Source organism: Serratia sp. J2, assembly GCF_046269175.1.
In the GTDB taxonomy this organism is placed as follows: domain Bacteria; phylum Pseudomonadota; class Gammaproteobacteria; order Enterobacterales; family Enterobacteriaceae; genus Chania; species Chania fonticola_C.
On record NZ_JBKABN010000013.1, the window covers coordinates 55,655 to 80,533 of the forward strand.

Annotated in this window: 23 protein-coding genes; 13 read left to right on the top strand and 10 right to left on the bottom strand. The window is 54.2% G+C overall.

What is annotated here, in order from left to right:
• Positions 1-13: 13 nt before the first annotated feature.
• Positions 14-400 carry a DUF2502 domain-containing protein gene (locus ACKWMY_RS14755; RefSeq protein ID WP_253082832.1) on the bottom strand — a complete coding sequence of 129 codons (387 nt, stop codon included), beginning with the start codon at positions 398-400 and terminating at the stop codon, positions 14-16.
• Between the two features lie 257 nt (positions 401-657).
• Positions 658-1,647: an L-glyceraldehyde 3-phosphate reductase gene (gene mgrA / locus ACKWMY_RS14760; RefSeq protein ID WP_065683015.1), complete on the bottom strand. Its 990-nt coding sequence runs from the start codon at positions 1,645-1,647 to the stop codon at positions 658-660.
• 244 nt (positions 1,648-1,891) lie between these two features.
• Here mgrA and ACKWMY_RS14765 point away from each other — a divergent pair, with 244 nt between their 5' ends.
• Positions 1,892-3,553 (top strand): alpha-keto acid decarboxylase family protein, encoded by a 1,662-nt coding sequence (locus tag ACKWMY_RS14765; protein ID WP_261161669.1) that lies wholly within the window; start codon positions 1,892-1,894, stop codon positions 3,551-3,553.
• On the opposite strand, the gene ACKWMY_RS14770 is transcribed toward ACKWMY_RS14765, so the two are convergent.
• Positions 3,529-4,419, bottom strand: a complete 891-nt coding sequence (locus tag ACKWMY_RS14770; protein ID WP_074030334.1) for a LysR family transcriptional regulator — start codon at positions 4,417-4,419, stop codon at positions 3,529-3,531. The genes ACKWMY_RS14765 and ACKWMY_RS14770 overlap by 25 nt on opposite strands.
• A 99-nt stretch (positions 4,420-4,518) precedes the next feature.
• Between ACKWMY_RS14770 and ACKWMY_RS14775 the strand changes: the two genes are divergently transcribed.
• Both ACKWMY_RS14775 and ACKWMY_RS14780 read left to right on the top strand, forming a co-directional pair.
• Positions 4,519-4,977: a multidrug/biocide efflux PACE transporter gene (locus ACKWMY_RS14775; RefSeq protein ID WP_211136127.1), complete on the top strand. Its 459-nt coding sequence runs from the start codon at positions 4,519-4,521 to the stop codon at positions 4,975-4,977.
• A gap of 69 nt (positions 4,978-5,046) precedes the next feature.
• Entirely contained in the window at positions 5,047-5,739 is a 693-nt protein-coding gene (locus ACKWMY_RS14780; protein ID WP_024486101.1) for an aspartate/glutamate racemase family protein, read from the top strand.
• Here ACKWMY_RS14780 and ACKWMY_RS14785 read toward each other — a convergent pair.
• Positions 5,736-6,983 (bottom strand): ion channel protein, encoded by a 1,248-nt coding sequence (locus ACKWMY_RS14785; RefSeq protein ID WP_309048229.1) that lies wholly within the window; start codon positions 6,981-6,983, stop codon positions 5,736-5,738. The two genes, ACKWMY_RS14780 and ACKWMY_RS14785, sit on opposite strands and share 4 nt — an antisense overlap.
• A gap of 332 nt (positions 6,984-7,315) precedes the next feature.
• On the opposite strand from ACKWMY_RS14785, the gene glk reads away from it, so the two are divergent.
• Positions 7,316-8,278, top strand: a complete 963-nt coding sequence (gene glk, locus ACKWMY_RS14790; protein WP_024531243.1) for a glucokinase — start codon at positions 7,316-7,318, stop codon at positions 8,276-8,278.
• Between the two features lie 72 nt (positions 8,279-8,350).
• Here glk and ACKWMY_RS14795 read toward each other — a convergent pair whose 3' ends face one another.
• Positions 8,351-9,577, bottom strand: a complete 1,227-nt coding sequence (locus ACKWMY_RS14795; RefSeq protein WP_024486104.1) for an OFA family MFS transporter — start codon at positions 9,575-9,577, stop codon at positions 8,351-8,353.
• Positions 9,578-9,961: 384 nt separating this feature from the next.
• On the opposite strand from ACKWMY_RS14795, the gene ACKWMY_RS14800 reads away from it, so the two are divergent.
• Positions 9,962-10,303 carry a DUF2502 domain-containing protein gene (locus tag ACKWMY_RS14800; protein ID WP_024531242.1) on the top strand — a complete coding sequence of 114 codons (342 nt, stop codon included), beginning with the start codon at positions 9,962-9,964 and terminating at the stop codon, positions 10,301-10,303.
• Here ACKWMY_RS14800 and ACKWMY_RS14805 read toward each other — a convergent pair whose 3' ends face one another.
• The 3 genes from ACKWMY_RS14805 to ACKWMY_RS14815 all read right to left on the bottom strand — a co-directional run bounded on the left by ACKWMY_RS14805 (position 10,304) and on the right by ACKWMY_RS14815 (position 14,079).
• Positions 10,304-11,038, bottom strand: a complete 735-nt coding sequence (locus ACKWMY_RS14805) for a LytR/AlgR family response regulator transcription factor (protein WP_024531241.1) — start codon at positions 11,036-11,038, stop codon at positions 10,304-10,306.
• Positions 11,035-12,726 (bottom strand): LytS/YhcK type 5TM receptor domain-containing protein, encoded by a 1,692-nt coding sequence (locus ACKWMY_RS14810; RefSeq protein WP_409486563.1) that lies wholly within the window; start codon positions 12,724-12,726, stop codon positions 11,035-11,037. Before ACKWMY_RS14810 ends, ACKWMY_RS14805 begins: the two co-directional genes overlap by 4 nt.
• Positions 12,727-12,834: 108 nt before the next feature.
• Positions 12,835-14,079, bottom strand: a complete 1,245-nt coding sequence (locus ACKWMY_RS14815) for a DUF1479 domain-containing protein (RefSeq protein WP_409486510.1) — start codon at positions 14,077-14,079, stop codon at positions 12,835-12,837.
• 169 nt (positions 14,080-14,248) lie between these two features.
• Between ACKWMY_RS14815 and ACKWMY_RS14820 the strand changes: the two genes are divergently transcribed.
• From ACKWMY_RS14820 to ACKWMY_RS14830, 3 genes are all read left to right on the top strand, one after another.
• Complete coding sequence (locus ACKWMY_RS14820; protein ID WP_409486511.1) at positions 14,249-14,791, top strand: GNAT family N-acetyltransferase; 543 nt, start codon at positions 14,249-14,251, stop codon at positions 14,789-14,791.
• Between the two features lie 119 nt (positions 14,792-14,910).
• The gene (alaC, locus tag ACKWMY_RS14825; protein WP_074030349.1) at positions 14,911-16,143 is read left to right on the top strand and encodes an alanine transaminase; all 1,233 of its coding nucleotides are present in this window, start codon (positions 14,911-14,913) and stop codon (positions 16,141-16,143) included.
• A 555-nt stretch (positions 16,144-16,698) separates the two neighbouring features.
• Entirely contained in the window at positions 16,699-17,223 is a 525-nt protein-coding gene (locus tag ACKWMY_RS14830; RefSeq protein ID WP_199062353.1) for a cytochrome b, read from the top strand.
• A 68-nt stretch (positions 17,224-17,291) separates the two neighbouring features.
• Here ACKWMY_RS14830 and ypdK read toward each other — a convergent pair whose 3' ends face one another.
• Positions 17,292-17,366, bottom strand: a complete 75-nt coding sequence (gene ypdK, locus ACKWMY_RS14835) for a membrane protein YpdK (protein ID WP_099782600.1) — start codon at positions 17,364-17,366, stop codon at positions 17,292-17,294.
• Positions 17,367-17,844: 478 nt separating this feature from the next.
• Entirely contained in the window at positions 17,845-18,291 is a 447-nt protein-coding gene (locus ACKWMY_RS14840; RefSeq protein WP_211136130.1) for a hypothetical protein, read from the bottom strand.
• 213 nt (positions 18,292-18,504) lie between these two features.
• Here ACKWMY_RS14840 and ACKWMY_RS14845 point away from each other — a divergent pair, with 213 nt between their 5' ends.
• The 5 genes from ACKWMY_RS14845 to ACKWMY_RS14865 all read left to right on the top strand — a co-directional run bounded on the left by ACKWMY_RS14845 (position 18,505) and on the right by ACKWMY_RS14865 (position 24,874).
• Positions 18,505-19,401: a transcriptional regulator gene (locus tag ACKWMY_RS14845; protein ID WP_211136120.1), complete on the top strand. Its 897-nt coding sequence runs from the start codon at positions 18,505-18,507 to the stop codon at positions 19,399-19,401.
• 462 nt (positions 19,402-19,863) lie between these two features.
• Positions 19,864-20,409 (top strand): fimbrial protein, encoded by a 546-nt coding sequence (locus ACKWMY_RS14850; protein ID WP_024529237.1) that lies wholly within the window; start codon positions 19,864-19,866, stop codon positions 20,407-20,409.
• Positions 20,410-20,461: 52 nt separating this feature from the next.
• On the top strand, positions 20,462-21,232 hold the full coding sequence (locus ACKWMY_RS14855; protein ID WP_024529236.1) for a molecular chaperone: 771 nt from the start codon (positions 20,462-20,464) through the stop codon (positions 21,230-21,232).
• A complete protein-coding gene (locus ACKWMY_RS14860; RefSeq protein WP_409486512.1) occupies positions 21,198-23,750 on the top strand; it encodes a fimbria/pilus outer membrane usher protein in 2,553 nt (850 codons plus the stop codon). The genes ACKWMY_RS14855 and ACKWMY_RS14860 overlap by 35 nt, the downstream gene beginning before the upstream one ends.
• Positions 23,741-24,874: a fimbrial protein gene (locus tag ACKWMY_RS14865; RefSeq protein WP_024529234.1), complete on the top strand. Its 1,134-nt coding sequence runs from the start codon at positions 23,741-23,743 to the stop codon at positions 24,872-24,874. The genes ACKWMY_RS14860 and ACKWMY_RS14865 overlap by 10 nt, the downstream gene beginning before the upstream one ends.
• The last annotated feature ends 5 nt before the right edge of the window (positions 24,875-24,879 follow it).

Below are 24,879 nucleotides of genomic sequence, written 5' to 3' on the forward strand. Positions count from 1 at the left end.
TTGGGGTGAGGGGTCAATCATCATGATCGTGATGGTGTTTTTCGTGATGATGTTTGTTCTTATGATGTTGTTTTTTATACTGTTTGTAATAGTATTTATCGGCCTTGCGGTAGCGGCCATCATGATAGTAATAATTTTTCTGCCAGTAATCGCGGTCACGCCAGCGATAGCCATCCCAATAGTAGCCCCGGCGGCTGCGCTCCCCTAAATCACGCCCCTGATGGCCATGCCACCAATCGCGATCGCGCCAGTCGTAACCGTCCCAGTAATTGCCCCGTTTGTCCTGGTCACCAATCTGCAGTGAGACCCCCGGCAGCAAATCAATATTGACGCTGCTAGCATGGGCGATGGGTATGAAAAGCGCCACCAGAATGGCAGCGGTAAACAGAGGTTTGAACATTTAGGCTCCCTTGGCCGGGTACCGATAATGAAGCACGTTCATCGGTATAGGTTTTGGCCATGCAAAACGGTTGTTATCCCTCGTTCTTTAACGCTATGCGTAAAATCCATGAGGTATTTATCCGAGGGATGCTATCGCCTTGGAGCGGCTGCGCCTTTGGGGAAATTCTGAAAGCCATGGGGAATACCGGGGATTGGGAGTTATCTGAGGAGGAAGGTGAAAAAACCGCCGATAATTCACCGGCGGTTTGTAAGCGATTACATCAGGATCTGCTCAATCTTGGCGATTTCTTCTGCGCTGAACTTACGGTTGGCCAACATACCGACCGCATCTTCAATCTGGCTGACTTTGCTAGCACCGATCAAAACGGAAGTGACCCGATCGTTGCGCAATACCCAGGCCAGCGCCATCTGCGAAAGCTTTTGGCCACGCTGTTCTGCCAGCGCGTTCAGTTGGCGAACCTTTTGCAGTTTCGCTTCGGTAATCTGCTCGGGAGTGAGCGATCGGCTGCCGCTCGCTGCGCGTGAATCAGGCGGAATGCCTTGCAGATAGCGATCGGTCAGCATGCCTCCGGCCAATGGTGAGAAGGCGATAGACCCCACGCCATGCTCTTCCAGCGTATCCAGCAACTCGGGTTCGACCCAGCGTTCAAACATCGAGTACTTCGGCTGGTGGATCACGCAAGGAGTACCAAGCTGTTGCAGTATGGCAAATGCCTGCCGCGCCCGTTCGGCCGGGTAATTCGATAACCCGACATACAGCGCTTTCCCTTGGCGGACTATCAAATCCAGCGCCGCCATGGTTTCTTCCAGCGGCGTATCTGGGTCAGGGCGGTGATGGTAGAAGATATCCACATAGTCGAGCCGCATGCGTTGCAGGCTCTGGTTCAGGCTGGCGACCAGGTATTTCTTCGATCCCCAGTCACCGTAGGGGCCAGGCCACATGGTGTAGCCCGCCTTGGAAGAGATAATCAGCTCATCGCGATAAGGCTGGAGATCCTGATGCAAAATGCGGCCGAAATTCTCCTCGGCAGAACCCGGCGGTGGCCCGTAGTTATTGGCCAGATCGAAGTGGGTAATGCCAAGATCGAAGGCACGATGTACCAGACTGCGCGCATTGTCATACAGCGAGCTATCACCAAAGTTGTGCCACATACCGAGCGAAACGGCTGGCAGTTGCAGCCCGCTGCGGCCACAGCGGCGATATTCCATATTCTGGTAGCGGGCAGGCTCAGCTTGATAAACCATAAAATCCTCATCGACGGCGGGAAATGATATTCAGTGTATGCGCTTACATCTGGGTTGTCAGAGTGCCAGATCACGCTAATTGTCCGCCATTTATTCAAATTGCTTATGGATGATCTTTACTGCATACCGTTAGTGCGTAGATGTAAAGTGAGGTTTCCAGTGCCTTTTGCCGATAAAGTTCGAAAATTCGGCAGCATCTTTAATACTTAATACTAACCATTCTCCCGTTACCTAGGTGATGATCATGAGCAAGAGCTATACGGTGGCAGATTACCTTCTCGATCGGTTAGCCCAGATTGGCATTCGCCACTTTTTCGGCGTACCGGGAGATTACAACCTGCAGTTTCTCGATCACGTTATTGATCATCAGCAGATAACCTGGGTCGGCTGCGCCAACGAGCTAAACGCCGCCTATGCTGCCGATGGTTATGCCCGCTGCAAGCCTGCCGCGGCACTGCTGACCACCTTTGGCGTGGGTGAATTAAGTGCGATAAACGGCATTGCCGGTAGCTATGCCGAATACCTGCCGGTGATCCACATTGTTGGCGCCCCGGCTTTGCGAGCCCAGCGTGCCGGGGATTTGTTGCACCATTCGTTGGGGGATGGGGATTTTGGTCATTTTGCCCGCATGGCGAAAGAGGTCACCATCGCCCAGGCCAGCCTGACGGCCAGCAATGCGGAAGCGGAAATCGATCGCCTGTTGACCACCGCACTTTACGAGCGCCGCCCGGTGTACCTGCTGTTGCCAAGTGACGTTGCTGAAGCTCCGTTGGCTTCGCGCCCGGCACCTTTAGTGTTACGCCAGCCCAATCTGTCCGACGTTTCCCTACAGGCATTTATCGCCGCCGCACGGGAAAAACTGCAGGCAGCGCAGAAGGTTTCCCTGCTGGCGGATTTCCTGGCCGAACGCTTTGGTGCCGAACCGGTGCTGGAACAATGGATGAATGAGGTCAATATTCCTCATTCCACATTACTGTTAGGCAAAAGCGTGTTGGATGAAACCCATGCCTGCTTCACCGGAACCTATGCCGCAGCCGCGAGCGATCCGCAAGTCAGGCAGCAGATTGAGGGGGCCGATGTGGTGATTAACGTCGGGGTGCGTTTCACCGACGCCATCACCGCGGGTTTTAGTCATAACCTGCCCGTGGATAAATGCATAGATATTCAGCCGTTCGAGGCAAGGGTTGGACAGCAGGTATTCAGCCAGGTCCCGATGCGGGACGCGGTGAAGGCTTTACACCAACTGACGTTATCGTTGGCCAGCAAATGGACGTTGCCGTCGATCAAACGGCCAGCGCTGCCAGGTCCCAGTGCCAGCGGTCTGGATCAACATGGTTTCTGGCAGCAGATCCAAGACTTCTTGCTGCCGGGAGATATCCTGATTGCGGAGCAGGGTACCGCCTGTTTTGGCGCTGCGTCGCTGACGTTGCCGCAGGGGTGCCGGTTTATCGTACAGTCCTTATGGGGATCGATCGGCTATACCTTACCGGCGGCGTTTGGCGCGCAGACTGCCGAGCCTCAGCGTCGAGTGATATTGCTGATTGGTGATGGAGCCGCTCAGCTTACCGTGCAGGAGTTGGGGAGTATGTTGCGCGATGGGCAAAAGCCGGTGATCTTGCTGCTGAATAATGACGGTTACACTATCGAGCGAGCCATCCATGGGCCGGAACAGCGCTATAACGATATTGCGCAATGGAACTGGACGCGGCTACCGCAGGCTTTATCGCTCGATCATAAGATGAAGTGCCTGCGGGTCACCGAGCCTGATCAACTGCGTGCGGCGCTTGGAGAGGTCGGTGGTTGCGAGCAACTGGCGTTTATCGAGGTGGTGCTGCCGAAAATGGATTTTCCCGAACTGCTAGATAGCGTTTCACGGGCCATTCAATCGCGTAATGCGGCGGCCTGATCGGTGGCATTTTCCAGCAGGCGATCCAATAACCACAGCCCCGCTGGCCCCGGCGGGGTAAGCTTGGACCATACGGCGTCGACCGAGATGGTTTGCGGCCAGCCACGCATTTTCAGCTCTGTCAGACGTTGCTGCCCGTACTGTTTGACCAGCCAGTGCGGCAATATCGCCCAACCCGCCCCTTGTTCCGCCATCTCCAACAGCATCAGATAGCTGGGTGCCGACCAGGTTCGCCCGCGCGGTTTGGCCGCGTTGTTGCTGGTATAGGTGTTGAGGTAAAGTTGGCGGCTGCTGGCAAGGTGGGCTTGTGTCAGGACAGGGAGATGGGTCAGTGGATGGTCATGAGCAACAAACAGCCCCATTTCAGTCTGCTCTGGCAGCCTGGAGACGGCAATCTCGGGGGGATAGGTGGGTTGAACCGCCAGCATCCCCAAGTGAGCGCGGCCAGTCTGTAGCAGATCCAGCACATCCTCCCCTTCGGCGATCATACATTCCAGCTCGATATCCTGATAACGCCGCTCGAAATGTTTCAGCAGGTTATCGTGATGGTTGGGTTGATAGGTATCGGAAAAAACGATGGTCAGCCGTGGTTCGATATTGTCCCCCAAGCGGATGCTCAGCGCATCGAGCCGTTCGCTGGCCGCGAGAATTTCCTGCACGTGGCCCAGCACCTTGCGGCCAGCCTCCGTCAATACTGGTTGACGGGCTTGGCGATCGAACAGCGTCAGCCCGAGATCTGCCTCCAGATTGGCAATGGCGGTGCTGATGGTGGATTGGCTTTTGCGCAACCTGCGTGCGGCGGCAGAAAACGAGCCTAACGCGGCGGCCTCAACAAAGGCCAGGAGGGCTTCTGGGGAATAGCGCATGATGTATCTACTTTATCGATGGAACCTATTTTTAATCTACGCAAAAAAGCGATGATAATCACCTGACTTTTTCAATAATGATCACAAAGCAGGTGAAGTATGCAGTTGCAAAACAAGTCGTTGACTGAACGTATCGTTCACGCAGTGGGATTCGAAGCTATCGCTGTAATGATCTGTGCCCCTGTGGGGTCATGGTTGCTTAACCGCTCTATGGCACAGGTCGGGACGCTGGCGATCATGTTATCTACTGTCGCCATGCTGTGGAATATCGTCTATAACTCGATCTTTGATCGGCTGTGGCCGGTGAGCCGAGTGGTCAGAACGCTCAAAGTGCGTATTGGCCATGCCTTTGGCTTTGAAGCCGGGTTTGTGCTGATTGGTCTGCCGATAGCCGCCTTTATGCTCAATATTTCGTTGTGGCAGGCCTTTGTGTTGGAGATTGGTTTCTTCCTGTTCTTCCTGCCCTATACCATGGCGTATAACTGGCTCTACGATACCCTGCGCCAGCGTTGGTTCGAGCCGCGCCAGGCTCAGGCTAGCAGTTCGCGCAGCAAATAATTGCTTCGTCAGTCGGGTCGTTCTCGGGTAATGTCTGGTTGATAGTGAGTCAAAACCAAGGAGAACCGAATGAAAGTGTTGGGATTATTGGGCGGGATGAGTTGGGAATCCACCATTCCCTATTACCGAATGATCAACGAGCAGGTGAAACAGCGGCTTGGTGGCCTGCATTCAGCCAAAATCGTGCTCTACAGCGTGGATTTTCATGAGGTGGAACGCTTGCAACACCAAGGTGATTGGGAAGGCGCTGGCCGTTTGCTGGCAGGGGCCGCCGCTTCGCTGCGTGCTGCCGGTGCCGAAGCCATCGTGATCTGTACCAACACTATGCATAAGGTGGCGGATGCGGTGGAACAGGCCAGCGGTCTGCCACTGATCCATATTGCCGATGCCACGGCATTGCAGGTACGGCAGCAAAATATTCGCCGTATCGGCTTACTCGGTACGCGCTTTACCATGGAGCAGGATTTTTACCGTGGGCGTTTGCAGGATAAATTTGCTATCGAAGTGGTCACGCCGGATGCTGCCGATCGCGATATCGTACACCGCATCATTTATGAAGAGCTGTGCCTGGGCAAGATCGTTGATACCTCACGCGATGAATATCGCCGGATTATTGCCAAGCTGGAACAGCAGGGCGCCGAGGGGATTATCTTTGGCTGCACCGAGATCGGCCTGTTGGTTAGCGCACAAGATGCCGCTGTGCCAGTATTCGACACCACGGCAATTCATGCGCATGCCGCTGCCGAGTATGCTCTGGCCTAGTCTTCATGCGGAGGCTGGTATTTTACTACCAGCATTAAAGGTTTGCCCGCCAGCACTAACCAGGCGGGCAACATAACAATACACAATATCGGTAACAGGTGTAGCTCTGGCACCACCGCCACGGCCATAAACAGGCTCAGCCAGCCGTCGCGAGTCACTACCAGCACCAACCCCATAATGGCACAAGAAACGGTGATCGCTGCCGGAACCGCCGGAACATGTTGATGCAACATCAACCCCAGTGCGACACCGATAAATACCGCCGGGAAAATACGCCCGCCACGGAAGCCACTGGCGGCAGCTACCACCAGGGCGGCCAGCTTGGTCAGGGTGATCACCAACAATTGGCTGGTGGTGAAACTGCCGTCGACCACCAACAGTTTCATCTCATCCAACCCTTTGAACAGGGTGACATCTCCGCCAATTACCCCAAGGATCCCCAGCAACAGACCGCCTAGTCCGAGCATCAATACCGGATTTTTCAGCGAATGGAACATGTGGTGCATACGTGGGAAGCACCAGATCGCCACCATCCCCAGAGCAATAGCGATCAGCGCGACCACTGAGCCGCTGAAGATATCGCGTAGCCGGGTCACCTCGTAAGCATCAAGCTGTAGGGTAAAGTTCGGGGTAAAGAATATCTGGGTAGTGATGGCCCCGGCGGCGGCGGCCATCAGCGGGGCAAACAGCCGGTCCCACAGGGGGACTTCGTTATTTCCCCCTAGCGTTTGCGAGAAAATCAGGGCGGCGGCAACAGGAGTACCAAACATTGCGCCAATCGTGCCAGCGGCGGCGAGGATGATCCAATCCATCCTGGGCACTTTGGGTAATAGCCTGGCCCCAAGTGCGACCACCAGGGCAATATTGATGGCGGTGATCGGGTTTTCCGGCCCCAAACTAACGCCGCCTGCCAGGCCGATCATCAAAGCCAACGCCAGCCCCGGTACGGCGACCAGCGGCAAAGGCATGCCGATCAGTGATTCGGTTGCCGGATCGGGCCCGGCATGGCCCGGTACGAAACGTATGATCAACCCAACGGCTATACCGGTCAGCGTGAGAATACCTATGGTCCACCAGGGTGAATGGCTATCGATATTGAGCAGTTCCGGGAGGCGAGTCCACAGTAAATTCTGCAGCATGCTGGCACTTTCCATCAGCAAGATGAGGATCAGGCTGGAGGCGGAACCGATAACGATCGCGGGCAGGGCGAAGGCCAACATAGCATTGGCGCGCGGATGCAGCATGCAGGATCCCTTGTTGTTACGTCCCTGATTGGCAGGGAAAACAGAGAGTAAAGCCAGCAGAATCGCCAGGCCCCAGAGAAATGGTTTGCATAGTATATAGCTCCAACGGAGCGATTTCGCTAATGGTAGCCGCACGCCATCGCTTTCATCTCACGTTTTTTGCGCCAATCTGTAACCGTCGGTATAAATCGGTGAAAACGGTGCTGGCTGAAACGATTTTTGTGATCGAGATCGCTATTGCGCAGCGGGCCACAGAATGGCGATTGTTGTTTGGGCGGCGTGATTTTACAGTGTACCCAATTTCGCATTATTCATTTTAGGGAGAAACACCGATGACCTATGCCCTCGTAGGTGATGTTGGCGGCACCAATGCCCGCCTGGCGCTGTGCACTGTCGAGACGGGCGAGATCGCCCAGGCGAAAACCTATTCTGGTCTGGAGTTCGATAGCCTGGAAGCGGTGATCCGCCAATACCTGGCCGAGCTGCAACTGGAGGTTCAGGATGCCTGTATTGCCATCGCCTGCCCGGTAACGGAGGATTGGGTCGCCATGACCAATCACACCTGGGCCTTCTCCATCAAAGCGATGAAAGAAAGCCTGGGCTTAAAGCACCTGGAAGTGATTAACGATTTTACCGCGGTTTCGATGGCTATCCCGATGCTGTCCGAAGATGACGTGTTGCAGTTTGGCGGTGGCAAAGCGCAAAAGGATAAACCGATTGCCGTTTACGGTGCGGGTACTGGCCTAGGGGTAGCGCATCTGGTGCATGTTAACCGCCGCTGGGTGAGCCTGCCGGGTGAGGGCGGCCACGTGGATTTTGCACCGAACAGCGAAGAAGAGGACATCATCCTCGAGGTACTGCGTGGCGAAGTAGGGCACGTCTCAGCGGAGCGTGTGCTGTCTGGCCCTGGGCTGGTGAATCTGTACCGTGCCATCGTTAAGGCAGATAAGCGGCTACCCGAGAAGCTGGAGCCAAAAGACATCACCGAGCGTGCGCTGGCGGACAGCTGTACCGATTGTCGCCGTGCCCTGTCACTGTTCTGCGTGATTATGGGGCGGTTTGGCGGCAACCTGGCGTTGAACCTGGGGACGTTTGGCGGGGTGTATATTGCCGGGGGCATCGTGCCGCGCTTTATGGAGTTCTTCAAGGCCTCCGGGTTCCGCGCCGCCTTTGAAGACAAGGGCCGCTTTAAAGACTATGTACGTGAAATTCCAGTCTTTATGATCACCCATTCCCAACCGGGGCTGCTGGGAGCCGGTGCCCATCTACGCCAGACACTGGGGATACACCTGTAATCAGCCAATAAAAAAGGGGCGCTACCAGTTTGGCAGCGCCCCTTTTTTTGCCGACCAAAGACGACGGGTTGATTAGCCGTTGGCCTTAGCCAATACTGGCTCTGCGTGAGACTCTTCTTCCTGCTCAACCGCTTTCGGCGCTTTGATAAACAGGGTGATCAGCAGTGAAATCACCGACAGCACACCCATCACCATAAAGGTCGCGTGGAAGCCGCCGAAGTGGTTGGCAACAAACGACCCTGCCAGCGCGCCCAGACCAAAGCCCTGATAAATGATGCCGTAGTTTTTGCTGTGGTTTTTCAGACCGAAGAAGTCACCGACAATCGCCGGGAATACGGTAATGTTGCCACCGAAGCAGAAAGCAACCGCACCGACGCAGATAAAGAACAACGTATGGCTCAGCGTCACGAAGCTCAGTGCGGCAATCGCCAGAATAGTGACCAGCATGGTGAAGCTGATGACGCGCATACGGCCCACTTTATCCGACAGGGTGCCCAGAATGATGCGGCCTGCGGTATTGAAGATTGCCACGGCGGAAACGGTGTTGGCGGCGGTGGCCAAATCCATCCCAGCCAGCTGTACGCCCATGTCTTTAACGATACCAATCAGATACAGGCCACTCATGCAGGCCGCGAAGAAAATCACGAACAGCATGTAGGCTTCTTTGCTGGCCAGCATCTGGCGCACGGTGTAATCGTTGCCCAGCGTGCCGTGGTTAGCCTGTTGGTTAACCTGCACCGGTTCTTTGAGCAGCATGGAGCCCAGCACAATCAGCGCCATCACGATCACGCCCCAGTAGAAGAAGGCGGCAGAGACGCCGGCACCGCTAATCAAGGCGGCGTTAACGTATTTGAACAACAGGCTGCCGCTGCCGAACGCCCCGACGGAGATGCCGGAAATCAGCCCTTTGTTGTCTGGGAACCATTTGATCAGGTTAGACAGCGTAGAGATGTAAGCGATACCCACCGCAAAACCGACCACCACGCCCGCTAACAGATAAATCATATCCAGCGATTGCACGTGGGCGCTGGCAATCAATCCCAGGCCGACCAGCACGCCGGAGACCAGCGTCAGATTACGAATACCGAAACGCTCTTGCAGTTTACCGGCGAACAGTGTGGCAAAGGCCAGGAAGAAGCTGGTGATCGAGAAGGTGGTAGCGACATCGCCAAGGCCCCAGTGGAACTTGTCTACCAACGGCTGGTTGAACAGACTCCAGGTATAGATAGTGCCGAGGCCCATCTGGCAGATGATGGTGCCGAGAACGATTAAGCTGCGATTTGCCGGTTTGCTGTTCATGGCCGGTCTCCTTCCTGTAATGGCGTTGCCTATTGGCAAAATTAGCAAGGCCACCAGAGCCCTGCGGTATGGGCTTATTATAAAGGGGGCGATCGTTGCCCATGGCGGATCGGGAATGAACTGCCGCTGCCGAGGAATGAAATGCCGTTATCGCTGCATGAGTTGCCGAATAAGGGCCAAAATGCCGTTGGAATGCGGCCTGCCGGGCGTGATCTATATCAAAGATATGTCAAAAAGATGGCTAAACCGACGCGGCAAACTGTGTGGTAATTGTGAAGGATATGTCTGAAAGACGTAATTGGGCTTTCGTCCTATAGAGAACGTACCGGTGCGGAACTACTGTGATGGGGAAATGGACAGGTTCTGTTCTCTGGGAGTTACCCAATGAAAAAAATGCTGTTGTTATTGGCTGCGTTGCTGCCGCTGTCACTGCCTGCGGTGAGCCATGCGGATGTTTCTGTCGGGATCAATGTGCCCGGTATGTCGGTGCATATTGGCGATCGTGATGACCGTGGCCATTACTGGGATGGTTATCGCTGGCGTGAACCACGCTGGTGGTACCAGCATCGCCCACGCGAATATTATGGACCACGTGAATACTATGGGCCGCCGCCACGGGTGATCTACTACGGGCCCCCACCGCGTGAATGGCGTGATGGGCCACGTTATCACCGGATGCCACCTCCGCCACCACCGGGTTATTATCGTGGAGGTCCACGCTGGTAATTACAGGCGCATCAGTTGGCGGAACGCCTTGACCTTGCTGCGGCTGACCGGAACTTCAAAATCCAGATCGCTCAGCCGCAGAATATAGGTGTTGTTGAACCATGGAACGATTTCCCGGATCTTGGACAGATTGACGCAATACGACCGGTGGCAGCGGAAGAAAAACTCTTCCGGCAGCCGTTGGTAAAACTCGGTGATATTCATCGGCATCACAAACTCTTCGCGCCGGGTATACACCCGCGTGACTTTCTCATCGGCGGCGGCGTAGTAGATGTCGTTGATATCCGTGACGATGATGCGCTCGTCTTTGATCAGGTTGATGCTGTGGCTGGTGCGATTTGCTGGTGCGCTAGGCTCCGGCGTCTGCGCCGGTCGGCTATGCAATGCTTCCAGCTTTTGCAGCATGGTGATGATACGTGCTTCATGATACGGCTTGAGGATGTAGTCGAACGCCTCGATCTCAAACGCCTCCACCGCATGTTCTTTATAGGCGGTGATAAACACGATCGACGGACGATGCGCAAACTTGCTGATGTTCTGCGCCAGTAATACGCCGTCTAACGACGGAATATTGATATCGAGGAAAATGGCATCGACCTGATGGGTTTGCAGGTATTTCAGCACGTCAAGGCCGTCTTCAAAGGTGGCTTCGATGATGATATTACTATGTTTATTAATTAGATAAGTCAGCTCTTGCTGGGCGAGAAACTCATCTTCCACAATGATGGCTTTCATAACTGTTCCCCGGCAGGTTGTGGGCTGTTTTCGCTCTGCAGTTTATGGCCATTTTTGGTGACATAGAAGGCGATTTCCGTTCCCGGCTCCAGCCGTCGGATGCGCAATCCTTCGCCGTAGAGCAATGAAACCCGGTGATGTACGTTGAGCAGGCCGATATTGTGGCCAGGCATTTCATTGCGCGCTACGCGTTTGATTACCATCGGATCGATGCCGTTGCCAGTATCTTTCACCGAAATCCTGACACGATCGCCCCGATCTTTCACCGCGATCACCACCACGCCTTTCCCTTTACAGGGTTGAATACCGTGCACGATGGCATTTTCCACCAGCGGCTGGATCAGTAGACTGGGGATGCGCACGGCAATATCGTCGTCGATGTCATAAATCACCGTCAGCTTACTGCCGAAGCGCGCCTGCTCGATGGCGATATAGTCCTGGATCTGATGCAGTTCCTTACGGATATCGATCAGTTCGTCGTTCAGTTCCAGGTTATAGCGCAGGTAACGTGAGAGGTTGATGATCAACTGGCGGGCAGTATCCTGATTAAGCCGGATCGACGACGAGATGGCGTTAAGCGCATTAAACAGGAAATGCGGATTGATTTTGCTTTGTAGCGCGCGCATTTCGGCCTTGTCCGCCATTTGGCGCAGATGCTCAATGCGCGAGACTTCCATCTGGGTGGAGATAATCTGCGACAGACCAACCGCCATCACCTTCAGCGTATTGGTGATCTGATGGGCATGGCAGTAGTAAATTTTCAGTGCCCCGGTCACCTCACCCTTTTCCCATAGAGGGATCACCAGTTGGGAATGGATCTGCGGTGCGGTCTGGTTCTCGAGGTTGTTTTTGATGATGATTTTGCCCTGCTGGATGCTTTCCAGCGTGACTCGGCTCAGCCCTGCGCGCCCGAGTGGGTAGTGCTCTGCTCCCACGCCAACGTAGGCCAGCACATGTTGGGTATCGGTGATGGCGACCGCATCGGCATTGATATCGTGGCGGATAATTTCGCAAATGGTGGTCAGCGATTCGCTATTGATATTACGGAAATAGGGCAGCGTTTTACGGGCGATATCCAGCGCCAGCTTGGCCTGCCGCGCCGCAATCACCTCTTTCTCGTCTTCGACGCTTTGCACCAGCAGCACGATCAGGCCGATACACACCGTGCCGAGGATCATCGGCAGGGCAATTTTAGACACGATATCCAGCCCGAGTTCGGTGGGTTTGGCCCAGGCAACGATCAACAGCATGGTGAGTGATTCGCACAGCATGCCTCCCAAGATCCCGGCACGCCAGCGCTGGCCTTTCTTCACTTTCAGGTTGATATAACCGGCACCGATCCCGGCAATAATGCTGGTGATCAGGCAGGGAACCGAGGTGATACCGTCGATATCGATCAGATAGCGGTGCAATCCGGCGATAATGCCGGTAATGATGCCGACCCAGGGGCCAAACAGGATCCCCCCGGCCATAATGGCAATCACGCGTACGTTAACCAGAGAGCCTTCGACGTTGATGCCAGAATAAGTACTGAACAGGGCGAACAGAGAGAAGATGGCCGTGACTGCGGCCAGTTCCAGCGGAGTATGATCTTCCTTTTGCAACAGCTGGCGAAACAGCCGGGTGCGGGTGAGGAAAAACAGGCAGATCAACATCAGGGCGGCACGATCGAAGACCGCTAACAACATTTCAAAAACAGGGTGCACAACGGCGGCTCACTGCGACGAACGGGAGACCACAGTATATCACAGCGTGGCAATGACCGCGGTGGCCGGAGCACACCGCGATCATCAGGGCTATTTGATACCCAATTGCGCCTTGCCTAGCGGCGTCAGCAGGTCAACGGTGGCGCGGCCAATGAAATCCACTTCGAAATCATCCGCAGCAAAATCCACCGGGCTTTTGCCGGACAGGAAGCTTGGCAACTGCCGTTGCAGATAGGCATCGTTCTTCTCGCAGCCCGGCGCGGCGGCGATGTACATCACGTTGCTGTCGAACTCGCCGTTATGCTCGTTTTCTACCGAATGGATCACGTCACAGTGCCAGAATACCGTATCTCCCGGCTCCAGATCGGGAATAGGGGATAACCCACCTAATAAAAGGGGATGCCATTGTTCCGAGATAGAGAGCGCCCGGCCTGGTGCGGCTCCGCACAGATCGTCATCCGCCACATCGTCTTGCAGGGCACGCAGCAGGATATAGGCCATGGCGTTGGCGATCGGTACCACGTTCAGCGTTCCGGCGTGGGTGCGTTGCGGTGTCAGCGCCGTCCAGCCCTGGAAGGTGCGGAACATGGAACAAACCGCCGGTGAGGCAATCTCGCGCACTTCGGTGCGGCCATCGGCGGCAAAGGGATCGTATTGCTGCCAGTTGCCGGAGAACACGTGACGATAGACATAGCGGAAATTCTCATCCAGCCAGCGTTCGATGGTGCCGCTATCCACATGCGGGGAAAGGCCCAACGAAGAGGAGTTTGGCGGGCGGCGGCGGGTACGGTCGGCATAGGTAGCAACACGCGTTGGGTCAAAGTGCTGTTTACCGTTGCTTTCGGTTGCCCATAGGCTGTTGAGGAACACCTGCACCGCATGCATGCGCTGATCTTGACGAGCCTCGACCTGGGGCTTTGACCAGTAAATGCCATAGATCTGTGGCTTACTGGCAGCCAGTTTGCCAAAGTAGTTATCTTCGGCGGCATTTTTTAGCCGCTCGACGAAATTATTGCGTTCGAGATAATCGCCGATCTCCTGGTTCCAGGCCTCGGCTTTGCTGCGTGGGAATACGCCCCGAATTGCGCACACGCCGCGCTGTTTAATCAGGGCAATCTGTTGTTCGGTAACGCGTTGCTGCAGAATATCTTCGGCGTCCACCTGCGGCACCGGGTCCTGGCCGTTGGCCAGTTCCTGACGGATTTGCTCCACCTGCTGGCGAATATTGTCTTCCAGTTCCAGGAAGACTTCGCGATAGTTGGGTAAAGCCTGGCGTAACTGCTGCTTGACGCTTTGTATTGCGGCAGGAATATCATCGATGAGTAATGAAGCCATGGTGTTCTCCTTGGCCCGCCGGTGGGCGAGGATGGTGGTGGTAGGGTAGTGTTATAAAGTTGCTGTTTTGTTGTAACCTGGTTAACGATTATCTGGGTTTAATAGGGGAAAATAAAGGGATATCTTTCATTCGTAACTTCCTCTTTTTCGTTTTTCGGAGATTTACCTGATGAAATTGGAAACACCGCGCTTGCTGCTGACATCACTAGCGGCAGATGACTGGCCGTTATTCCTACGTCTGTTCCAGGATCCTCAGGTGATCCGTTACATTGCCGATCCGCTGCCGGAACACGAGATCCGTGAACGTTTTGAAGCACGTTTGCCCGCATGGGATAAGCATTGCGTTCGCTGGTTGTGTCTGGTGATGAGAGAAAAAAACAGCGGTCACGCGGTGGGAATGACCGGGTTTCGCCCTGAGTGGTCCCCGTGCCAGCAGGCCGAAGTGGGCTTTGGCAGCCTGCCGGAAGGGCAAGGGAAAGGTTATGGCAAAGAGTCGCTGCCCGTGATCCTGGACTTTGCCTTCAATGCCTGCGGGTTTCACAAAGTGTATGCCACGGTGACAGAGGGGAATTTAGCCTCACGGGGTCTGTTGGAGAGCTGCGGTTTTCAACTGGAAGGGACGTTGCGTGACAATTTCCGCCTGGCGGACCGGTGGTGTAATGACTGGCGGTTGGGGTTGCTGGCGACGGAGTTTGCGGCTGCCAAACGGTAAAAAAATTGTTATGCGGGGGACTCGACAGCCTGACAAGGCTGAGTTATGTTCGATGTTCGGCCATTCTGTGGTCAGCGTCGCTCGGATGGTCCGGGCGCTAACGTCTCTTCGAGGTAGCTATGTCTGATAACAACCCGCGCCGTTTCACGCGCATCGAACGCCTGCCCCCTTATGTGTTTAATATCACCTCTGAACTGAAGATGGCCGCGCGCCGTCGCGGGGAAGATATTATCGATTTCAGCATGGGTAACCCGGACGGCCCGACGCCGCCGCATATCGTAGAGAAACTCTGCACCGTAGCCCAGCGCGACGATACGCATGGCTATTCAACCTCACGCGGTATTCCGCGCCTACGCCGAGCTATTTCGCACTGGTACCAAGAACGCTATCAGGTCGATATCGATCCTGAGAGCGAAGCCATTGTGACCATCGGCTCGAAAGAGGGGCTGGCGCATCTGATGTTGGCAACGCTCGATCACGGGGATACGGTGCTGGTGCCGAATCCAAGTTACCCGATCCATATTTATGGCGCGGTGATCGCCGGTGCGCAGGTGCGTTCCGTGCCGCTGGTGGACGGCGTGGATTTCTTTGGTGAGCTGGAGCGCGCCATTCGTGAAACCATTCCGCGGCCAAAAATGATGATCCTGGGCTTCCCGTCCAACCCGACGGCGCAGTGTGTAGAACTGGATTTCTTTGAGCGGGTAGTGGCGCTGGCGAAGCAGTATGACGTGCTGGTGATCCACGATCTGGCCTACGCCGATATCGTCTATGACGGCTGGAAAGCGCCTTCGATCATGCAGGTACCGGGAGCCAAAGACATTGCGGTAGAATTCTTCACCTTGTCGAAAAGCTATAATATGGCCGGCTGGCGGATTGGCTTTATGGTGGGTAACCCTGAGCTGGTTAGCGCATTGGCACGCATTAAAAGCTACCACGACTACGGCACCTTTACGCCGTTGCAGGTGGCCGCTATTGCCGCACTGGAAGGCGATCAGCAGTGTGTGTTGGACATTGCCGAGCAGTATCGCCAGCGCCGTAACGTGCTGGTGAAAGGGCTGCACGAAGCCGGCTGGATGGTAGAGAACCCGAAAGCCTCGATGTATGTGTGGGCCAAAATTCCTGAGCCTTACGCGCATCTGGGGTCGCTGGAGTTCGCCAAGCGTCTGTTGGCGGAGGCTAAAGTGTGCGTATCGCCGGGGATCGGCTTTGGCGATTACGGCGATACCCATGTGCGTTTTGCCTTGATTGAAAACCAGGATCGTATCCGCCAGGCGGTGCGCGGCATCAAGGGGATGTTCCGTGCCGATGGGTTAATCAAGCCAGCTAAAACGGCAACCCCTGCTACCAAATAACCCCTCATCTTGAGGGAGCTGGTGTGTTGCCTGAGACTCGGCAATCGTTGTTGCCCCTCACCCCAACCCTCTCCCACAGGGAGAGGGAGCTGTTAGCCCCAGCTCGTTTGGAAGTAAAGCGATAATCTCAGCAAGCACGATTGTCTCTCATCCAAGGTAAGTCACCACAATTTCAAGCACGCTCGATCGGTTCCCTGTGGGAGCTGGCAGCCGCTGCTCGTTTGGAAGTAAAGCGATAATCTCAGCAAGCTCGATTGTCTCTCATCCAAGGTAAGTCACCACAATTTCAAACATGCTCGCTCGGTTCCCTGTGGGAGTTGGCAGCCCCAGCTCGTTTGGAAGTAAAGCGATAATCTCAGCAAGCTCGATTGTCTCTCATCCAAGGTAAGTCACTATAATTTCAAACACGCCCCTCACCCTAACCCTCTCCCTGTGGGAGAGGGTTAGGGTGAGGGGCGTGTTACGTACTCACAATCCTGATTTTTCTTCTACTTAAGGTTCTTTTCAGTTGTTATCCGCTATGCTCAGCTAATACCGTATTTAGTAGGAGTCTCTATGAGCGTTCGTTTTGCCAAATCGCAAATCCTCCTGCACTGGCTGACGCTGGTGATGGTGATCCTGACTTACAGTGCCATATTGCTGAAGGACTCTGTGCCGGATGACAGCGCGGCATTGGTGAAGGATCTGCACTTTAACTTTGGCCTGTCGGTGTTTGTGCTGATGTTTATCCGCCTTGGGCTACGCCACCGGCATCCGACGCCGCCGATCACTCCGGCCTTGCCGGAATTACAGGCGCTAGGGGCGAAAATTCTCCATTGGGTGCTGTATCTGCTGTTTTTATCGTTGCCGATTTTGGGCTTCTTGACGTTGGCCTATGGTGGCAAACAGTGGATGCTGTTGGGCTGGCAGGTGCCGCAGTGGGTCACGCCCGATGCGGGCATACGCCGCACGCTGAAAATGGTGCACGAAACCTTGGCAAACACGGGATATTTCATCATCGGCATCCATGCCTTGGCCGCAATTTATCATCACTATGTGCGGGGTGACGACACCATGCGCCGGATGATGCCCGGCAAATAGTTCGCGGTGCAGAAACAACAAAGGGGCGCAGAAGCGCCCCTTTATCTATGTACCTGGTGAGATTGCTGTTAGGCAACCATCAGCATGAAGGTGCCTACCCATGCAACCAGCATGAATGAAACGCCCATCAAAAAGTATTTCACGTAACAACTCCTTGTGGAGTCCTCGCAAACCAACGATCCCGATTGTTGTCTGAGTATTTTGTGGCAAATCAGCGGCGGATGGCGGGTTCTTCAATCAGAAGGAACAACGTCCTGAGCTACGATTTACCGGTCGTTGCGATTCAAGTTCCTTGAGGTTATCCAGGAATCGCAACAGGATCGGCGCTAATGTACTCCCAAAATCCTACCCATTTCAATACTGTGTTTTTGATCACACTTTTGCCGATTTTTTACCCTGCCAGGGGGAGACGCGATTTGCCTCACTATGAGGAGCAATGCATCAGGCCACGGCGCTGACGCTGGCAATCAGGATAGCCCAGAAGATCAGACAAGAAAGCAGGATAGCGGCCCAGACATGACGACGGTTGAGTTCCATTTTTAGCCTTCACTTTGCAATCGGTGGTTGTTTAATAACCCTATCGGCGCAAAACGGTAAAAATTTACTCTCTGGGCAAACTATTTATTCTGATGGCAGGTGGATCGCCACTACCGCGGTATGCACTTCGTAGCCCAGCAGAAACAGGGCTTGCTCAAGGGCCTCGACTTTCGAGGCATAGGCCACATCCAGCAACCGATCGATCTGAGCACCGTTAAGCCCCATCTGGCGAGCCAGCAGCGCTTTTGACGTGTTGCTGCTCAACATATGGTTATGCAGTTCCAGCTTTAATTTTACCAGCACCGGCAAATGCAGGGCGATATCGCCGCTTTGTAATGCGGAGGCCGTAGGCACTGGACGCCCTTCTTCCATTTCAATGGCAATAGCCGTCAGCAGGCTTTCCTGCGCCTCCAGTTCAACGTCCTCACGTTTGTAGCAGGCGGCCTGCTGCTCGGGGAAATCGCGTAGGGTAATTTGCCAGGCATCGCTTTCGCTATCGAAGGCGTATTGGGCGGGATAGTGGCAAGGCATCATATTTCCTGCTTGGGGGGAAGTGAGCCGCATTGTGACCGGTTGGCGACAACAATGCCAGAGATTGGCGTTCTTAAAGCGCGAGGAAAATCACTGCGTAGGCCGTCAAGCTGAGAGCACTGTTGCACCGTATCTTTTTTGAACGGTGACTGATGTTTTATTAGGAACTTATGCCAGAATTATCCTATAAGCCCAATGATGGTCCGGATTAACATGAAATACAGATTTAACGATCGTGTGCTGTTTGATGATGATAGCGGAACGTTGGGTCCAAGCGACTTTTCCGATGAGCCCACTTCTATTTCCAATCCTGCCAAACGCCTTTTGCAATTACTGCTCGCCAACTATGGCAAACCCGTGGAACGGGAGGTGATTTTCAAAAAGGTGTGGGACGACTACGGCATGATCTCCAGCAATAACAACCTTAATCAATGCGTAAGCAAGTTGCGCCGGGTGCTTAAGGTGATGGGTATCGATGATGAGGTGATTGTCACCGTGCCGAAAATAGGGTTCATGTTACGCCGCGAGATCCAGGTTGAAATCAGCCAGGAAGACGATGGACATTTTACTCCGCTAGTTCCTGCACAGACAGTAGGCAATGAGGCCTATTTGCCAGTAGAGAGCGGGCTGGAAGCCGAGACTGACGATGATGTTGCTATCGCTTCAGAGATGGATGATGAGCCCGATCTGCCGACAAGCGTAGAGATTGCCACTCCAGTTAACAAAAAACGTCTTGGTTGGGGGCTGATCGCTGGGGTTGCTGGTTTGGTCTTTGTACTGGGGATCGCTTCTACGATGTACGCCACCAATTCGCTTGCCAGACAGGAGGTATTTCTTGGCAAGGCGGGGAGTTGCAAGGTGTTTATGTCGACATCCACGCAGTCAGGTGTCCCCGGCCCCAGTCTGAATCAGGACATGTTGTCCTATGTGGAGCAACGAAAAGCCGAATGCCGGGCAGATGAATATCTACTGGTGATACGCAGCAACCAGGTACGCTCTTTTATTTCTGGCGTGAGCCGCCTGTTTTTTGTGCGCTGTACCATCGTACGTGAGCACAAAATAGAGTTTTGCTCAGGGTTAGAGAACGACAGCTTGCCGTTGTTGCAGTGAGGCCAAGTAAAAGAATGGGCCTGATCATCGCAACAGTAGTCTGGTTTTTTGGCGGATGAGCAATAACTCGCCGAATTGTTTAAAATTTGTATAATTTGAACATAAAACAAACAAGTTTTTTGTGCTTAACAATGAGGCCATACAGAGCTTTATGCATTAAATTAGTGATCTAAAACATTAAATTTAGGTTTAAAACCTAAATAATTGCAGGTTAATAGTTAATGATTCTTTTATGCCGATTGCGGGTTAAGATTTTTCTCGTCAACGGGTGGTTGGGATTTTTCTTAAGTCACTGACTGATGACGCTCACCACGGAACCTGCGGAGTTATTGCAGAACGGTGGAAACAAACAAGTACGGCAAGATGGTAAATAACGGACCGATGACAGTAAAGATTCTCGGGCGCACCAATCGGCAATGTGCTTGGTTAACTACAGTTATCTTGTAACGGATTAGGATCATTATGAAATTTTACAACACCAAAACTACCCTGCTGGCCGCTGTTATCGGTATGACTTTTGCGGGTTCTGCCCTGGCAGCAGATGGCACCATTACCATCAACGGTACCATTACTGACACTACCTGCGATATTTCGGTTAACAACCAGTCTAAAGACGCCACGGTAACTTTGCCGACTATTTCCATCTCTGCGCTGCCAGCCGTTGGGGCAACAGCAGGGGCAACACCTTTCAGTATCGCACTGACCAACTGTGCGGGGGCTACACTTAATACTGCCAGCACCTTCTTTGAAGCAGGTGCTTATGTTGAACAGAGCACCGGTCGCCTGAACAACTCGGCATCGGGTACGGCGACCAACGTTCAGGTTCAGCTGTTGAACGCCAATCTGGGCAGCATCATGGCGGGTAATGCACATAGCCAAGGCGATTTGGCCGTTGATATCAGCTCCGGTGGCGGCGTAATGAATTATTACGCGCAATACTATGCGAACGGGACGGTCACGCCAGGTACGGTTAATACCCAGGTGGATTACACCATCATCTACCTGTAAGACATCCAGCCGTGGGATGGGGGCAGCCTCATCCCTTTCAGAGGACAGCGCCATGTTAAGAACTCTATTTACCGTTTCCGCCCTTAGCTTGGCGCTGACATGGACAGTTGCCGCTGATGCTGGTGTGATCATCAACGCCACACGCATTATTTATAACGAAAACAGCGGTGAAGCGATTACCCAACTGCGTAACCAAGGGACCAGCCCGGTGTTGATCCAGTCCTGGATCGATAACGGTGATGTCAAATCCAAACCCGACACCGTCAAGGTGCCTTTTACCCTGACGCCACCGGTCGCCCGTATCGATCCGGGTAAAGGGCAGGCGTTGCGCATTGCACGTACCGGCGGAGGATTGCCGGGTAACCGTGAATCTCTGTTCTGGCTCAATGTGTTGGAAATACCACCCAAGGCTTCCCAAAAAATAGCCGCGGGCGACAACCTGATGCAGTTCTCTTTCCGTACCCGCATCAAACTGTTCTACCGGCCGGATAACCTGCCAATGACCCCGGCTCAGGCTTACGAAAAACTGGATCTGAGCTTACGCAAAGGGGCTGCGGGTTACGAAATCGTCGCCAAGAACCCATCGCCTTATTACCTTACTTTCCGCCAGATTGAGATTCGCAGCGCCAAAGGCGCGCCAGTGCTGGGCGATCTGGGGAAAACGCAGGAAAGGATGGTGGCCCCCTTTGGCGAGTTGGTGATGAAAATTCAAGGAATGAAATCGGCACCGTCAGCAGGCTTAAAAGCGTTTTACAGCCTGATTGATGATTTCGGTGGGGATAACAAAAATGAGCGGACGTTGGCGGGCAGTGGTAAGTCTTGATTGGCGGCCCTCTTTTCTCAACCAGATTTACATTGCCGGAGCCATTTTACTGGCTCCCTTGGCGTTGGCTTATGCGGATGAAACCGAGGCTATTGAGTTCAACGAGTCTTTTCTGCGTTCGTCCGTCGATGTCAGCCAGTTCTCCAGCGGTAACCCGGTTGCTCCCGGCATTCACCGCATCGATCTCTATCTTAACGACCAATGGAAAGGGCGGCAGGACGTCAACTTTTCCCTGGCTTCGCCGCAAAGCAGCATCGCTCAGCCTTGCTACGATCTGAAACTGTTAAGTCTGTTCGACATTGCCTTGGATAAACTGGACAAGGCGGTGTTGTCACGCTTGCAGCAAGGGGAACACTGTATTGCGCTGGGTGAACTGGTGCCTGGCGTGGAGGGCAATTTTGATAGCGGTGGCCAACGGTTGGATGTGCGTGCACCGCAATCTTTGCTGCAGCATGAAGCCCGTGGTTATGTCAGCCCTGAGCTGTGGGATAACGGCATCACGGCGGCTACTCTGCAATATGACTACAACGCCTACCGTGCTGATCATTCCGACTCATCTGCTCAAACCACCCAGTTTCTGGGGTTGCGTGGCGGATTGAACTGGGACGTGTGGCGTTTGCGTTACCGGGCGTCGGCCAATTGGAATGATGACGAGGGTTTTCGCTATCAAAGCAATGAAACCTATCTGGAGCGGCCTTTGGTTGGCTGGCGTAGCCGGATGGTGCTGGGGCAATCGACTACCGACGGTCAAGTCTTTGACAGCATTGGGTTCATTGGCGCTCAGATCAGCTCGGACGATCGTATGTACAGCGATTCCCAACGTGGCTTTGCCCCGGTGGTGCGTGGTATCGCCAATACCAACGCGCTGGTGCGTGTAAGCCAGCGTGGCAGCCAGATTTATGAAACCACGGTACCGCCAGGGCCGTTTGTTATTGACGATTTGTATCCTACCGGCAGCGGCGGCGATCTGCTGGTCACGGTGACCGAAGCCGACGGCACCGAACGCAGCTTTACCGTCACCTATGCTTCGATAGCCGAACTGCTGCGGCCAGGTGTAACCCACTATTCACTGATGGCGGGGAAATATCGCAATAATTCGGTGAGCGAGGAACCTGCCATTGCGGTGGGTACCTTGAGGCATGGGTTCACTAACCTGCTGACGGGTTATACCGGCGTGATCGGTGCCGATGGCTATGCGGCCGCCTCGGGCGGTCTGGCATTCAATACCGATTTTGGTGCGCTCTCGGCGGATATTACCCAGGCACAAACGCAGTTTGATAACCGTCCTAACGAGCAGGGGCAGAGCGTACGGCTCACCTATGCGAAAATTTTGCCGGTGGTGGATACCAACATCACGCTGGCCAGCTACCGCTATTCCAGCTCTGGGTATTACAACGTGGATGACGCCATGTTGCTGCGCGATCGCGACAGTAACGATAGCGGCTTTGCTGACTATAACAGTTGGAAACGACGTAATCGTTTCCAGATTAACGCCAGCCAGTCGTTGCCGGAGGGTTTTGGGACGGTCGCGCTGAATGCCAACGTGCAGGATTATTGGGATCATGACCAGACTGACCGCGAATATCAGCTTAGCTACAACAATCACTATAACAAGCTGAATTATGGGGTTAACTTCGCACGGACACGCAACCTGGCAACCGGAAACTGGGATAACAAAGCCATGCTGACCCTGTCGATCCCATTGGGCTCCAGCTCGCGTGCGCCTAACCTGACCAGCAGCTATACCCAGCAAAAGGATCGCCAGGGGTTGCAGAACTCGCTTTCCGGTAGCCTGGGAGAGGACCGGCAGTATAACTACAGCGCCTTTACCAACTACGACTATGCTAAAAATGGTAGCAACAGCGTTAGCGGCGGCGTCAACGGCTCATGGGCCGCACCTTATGCCTTCGTTGGGGGCAGCGTTTCCGCAGGCCAAGGTTATCAACAATATGGTGCCAATATGTCCGGTGGCCTGGTTGCTTATAGCGGTGGAGTGGTGTTTACACCGATGCTGGGGGAAACTTCGGCGATCGTCGAGGCAGAAAACGCCAAGGGGGCCAGGATCACCAACTACAGCGGTCTGCGCCTGGATAACAGCGGGAAGGCGGTGGTCCCTTACCTCAGCCCTTACCGCCAGAATACCGTGGAGTTGGATCCGAAAGGGCTTTCCAGGGATGTGGAGCTGAAATACACCAGCCAGAAGATCGCGCCTACCGCCGGTGCCGTCGGGCTGTTACGTTATGAGACCGAAAGCGGCTACTCGATCCTGGTGACGGCCCGAGACGTTGCTGGTAATCCGTTGCCCTTTGGCGCAAACGTGTCCGACGAACAACAGCGCAGCGTGGGCTATATCGGTCAGGTTGGTGAAGGCTTACTGCGAGTCAACAACCCTAAAGGCCAGTTAGAGGTGAAATGGGGGGAGGGGGCCGGAGAAAGTTGCCGGTTTACCTATCAACTGCCCGCCGTATCGCCTGGGGCTGAATCTGACTATCGCCGCCTGGAGGTAATATGCCAATGAAGCAACGACTGACTTTGACCCGTTTTTTCACGTACTGGCTTGGCGCGGGGTTCCGGCAGCGTGGTAAGCGCTTGCTTCTTGGCTTATTGCTAATATTTGGCTATGGCGGAGCGGCCAGTGCCGAAGGGCTGGCGGTCAGTTGCGCGCGTAACAGTGGTTATTACCAGTTTTTCGATACGGCCACCATTGAGATTGGCAAAGACAGCGCCGTGGGTGATGTGCTGGGTCCTTGGATCAACTCTTACAACTCCACCGCCTGGAACTGCACCCCCAATAGCGCCTACCAGCAGCCGGTGCAGTTTAGCGTACAGGGCTACCCGCCTTACACCACGCGTAATACTATCGTGGTCGATGGGCAAACCTACATGCTGTATAACACCACGGTAAAAACCGGCCTGGGTTATATCGTCCGTTGGCGTTATACCCTGAATGGTAAAACGACCAACTGGCAGCCGCTGACCATCGGTACCGGCGGGCAACAGACCCATCCTGAGTCTATCACCGTCAACTACAGCGGTAACCGCTTCTATTTGGGCGTTGATGCCCAGGTGCGGTTTGTGAAAACGACCACCGGCCTGACCGCTGGCGCAATTCCCCTGTTCGATCCGATTTATCTGCGACATTTAGAGACGTATAACGGTATTGCTGCGCCAGGCGATCTCACCTACATGATTGCCCAGTTCAAAAGCGGCGGTACGATCGCCAGCGGCGGCACCTGCACGACACCTAATGTGAATGTCGATCTGCCGGAGGCCAGCGTCGGACAGTTCAACGGCGTGGGGACAGTGGCAGGGCGTAAAGCCTTTGAGTTGGCGTTCAACCAATGCCCGGCCGGCTTGGCCAGCATTGGTTACAGCTTTGCCGCCACGACTCAGGTGCTGGATGCCGCCAATGGCGTAGTGGCACCGAATGCAACCTCAAGCGCCCGAGGCGTCGGGATCCAGTTGTTACGTGGCAACAATCTGCCGGTGACGTTTGGCACTATTTATCTACTGGATAACTATGATAGTTCGGCCAAGGCCAACTATCGGGTTCCGATGCAGGCTGGTTTGTTCCAGGTGGGTAATACCGTAACTGCTGGTACGGCCAATACCGCAATCACTTTTACGCTCAATTACAAGTAGGGTGA

Bases quoted from the DNA above. Each gene is read 5' to 3' on its own strand.
- ACKWMY_RS14765 (WP_261161669.1), top strand. From the start codon at position 1,892: ATGAGCAAGAGCTATACGGTGGCAGATTACCTTCTCGATCGGTTAGCC.
- ACKWMY_RS14815 (WP_409486510.1), bottom strand. From the start codon at position 14,079: ATGGCTTCATTACTCATCGATGATATTCCTGCCGCAATACAAAGCGTC.
- ACKWMY_RS14855 (WP_024529236.1), top strand. From the start codon at position 20,462: ATGTTAAGAACTCTATTTACCGTTTCCGCCCTTAGCTTGGCGCTGACA.
- ACKWMY_RS14805 (WP_024531241.1), bottom strand. From the start codon at position 11,038: ATGAAAGCCATCATTGTGGAAGATGAGTTTCTCGCCCAGCAAGAGCTG.
- ACKWMY_RS14785 (WP_309048229.1), bottom strand. From the start codon at position 6,983: ATGCTGCATCCGCGCGCCAATGCTATGTTGGCCTTCGCCCTGCCCGCG.
- ACKWMY_RS14800 (WP_024531242.1), top strand. From the start codon at position 9,962: ATGAAAAAAATGCTGTTGTTATTGGCTGCGTTGCTGCCGCTGTCACTG.
- ACKWMY_RS14860 (WP_409486512.1), top strand. From the start codon at position 21,198: ATGAGCGGACGTTGGCGGGCAGTGGTAAGTCTTGATTGGCGGCCCTCT.
- ACKWMY_RS14845 (WP_211136120.1), top strand. From the start codon at position 18,505: ATGAAATACAGATTTAACGATCGTGTGCTGTTTGATGATGATAGCGGA.
- glk (WP_024531243.1), top strand. From the start codon at position 7,316: ATGACCTATGCCCTCGTAGGTGATGTTGGCGGCACCAATGCCCGCCTG.
- ACKWMY_RS14775 (WP_211136127.1), top strand. From the start codon at position 4,519: ATGCAGTTGCAAAACAAGTCGTTGACTGAACGTATCGTTCACGCAGTG.
- ACKWMY_RS14840 (WP_211136130.1), bottom strand. From the start codon at position 18,291: ATGCCTTGCCACTATCCCGCCCAATACGCCTTCGATAGCGAAAGCGAT.
- ACKWMY_RS14795 (WP_024486104.1), bottom strand. From the start codon at position 9,577: ATGAACAGCAAACCGGCAAATCGCAGCTTAATCGTTCTCGGCACCATC.
- ACKWMY_RS14770 (WP_074030334.1), bottom strand. From the start codon at position 4,419: ATGCGCTATTCCCCAGAAGCCCTCCTGGCCTTTGTTGAGGCCGCCGCG.
- mgrA (WP_065683015.1), bottom strand. From the start codon at position 1,647: ATGGTTTATCAAGCTGAGCCTGCCCGCTACCAGAATATGGAATATCGC.
- alaC (WP_074030349.1), top strand. From the start codon at position 14,911: ATGTCTGATAACAACCCGCGCCGTTTCACGCGCATCGAACGCCTGCCC.
- ACKWMY_RS14850 (WP_024529237.1), top strand. From the start codon at position 19,864: ATGAAATTTTACAACACCAAAACTACCCTGCTGGCCGCTGTTATCGGT.
- ACKWMY_RS14810 (WP_409486563.1), bottom strand. From the start codon at position 12,726: ATGTTGTTAGCGGTCTTCGATCGTGCCGCCCTGATGTTGATCTGCCTG.
- ACKWMY_RS14755 (WP_253082832.1), bottom strand. From the start codon at position 400: ATGTTCAAACCTCTGTTTACCGCTGCCATTCTGGTGGCGCTTTTCATA.
- ACKWMY_RS14780 (WP_024486101.1), top strand. From the start codon at position 5,047: ATGAAAGTGTTGGGATTATTGGGCGGGATGAGTTGGGAATCCACCATT.
- ACKWMY_RS14820 (WP_409486511.1), top strand. From the start codon at position 14,249: ATGAAATTGGAAACACCGCGCTTGCTGCTGACATCACTAGCGGCAGAT.
- ACKWMY_RS14830 (WP_199062353.1), top strand. From the start codon at position 16,699: ATGAGCGTTCGTTTTGCCAAATCGCAAATCCTCCTGCACTGGCTGACG.
- ACKWMY_RS14865 (WP_024529234.1), top strand. From the start codon at position 23,741: ATGCCAATGAAGCAACGACTGACTTTGACCCGTTTTTTCACGTACTGG.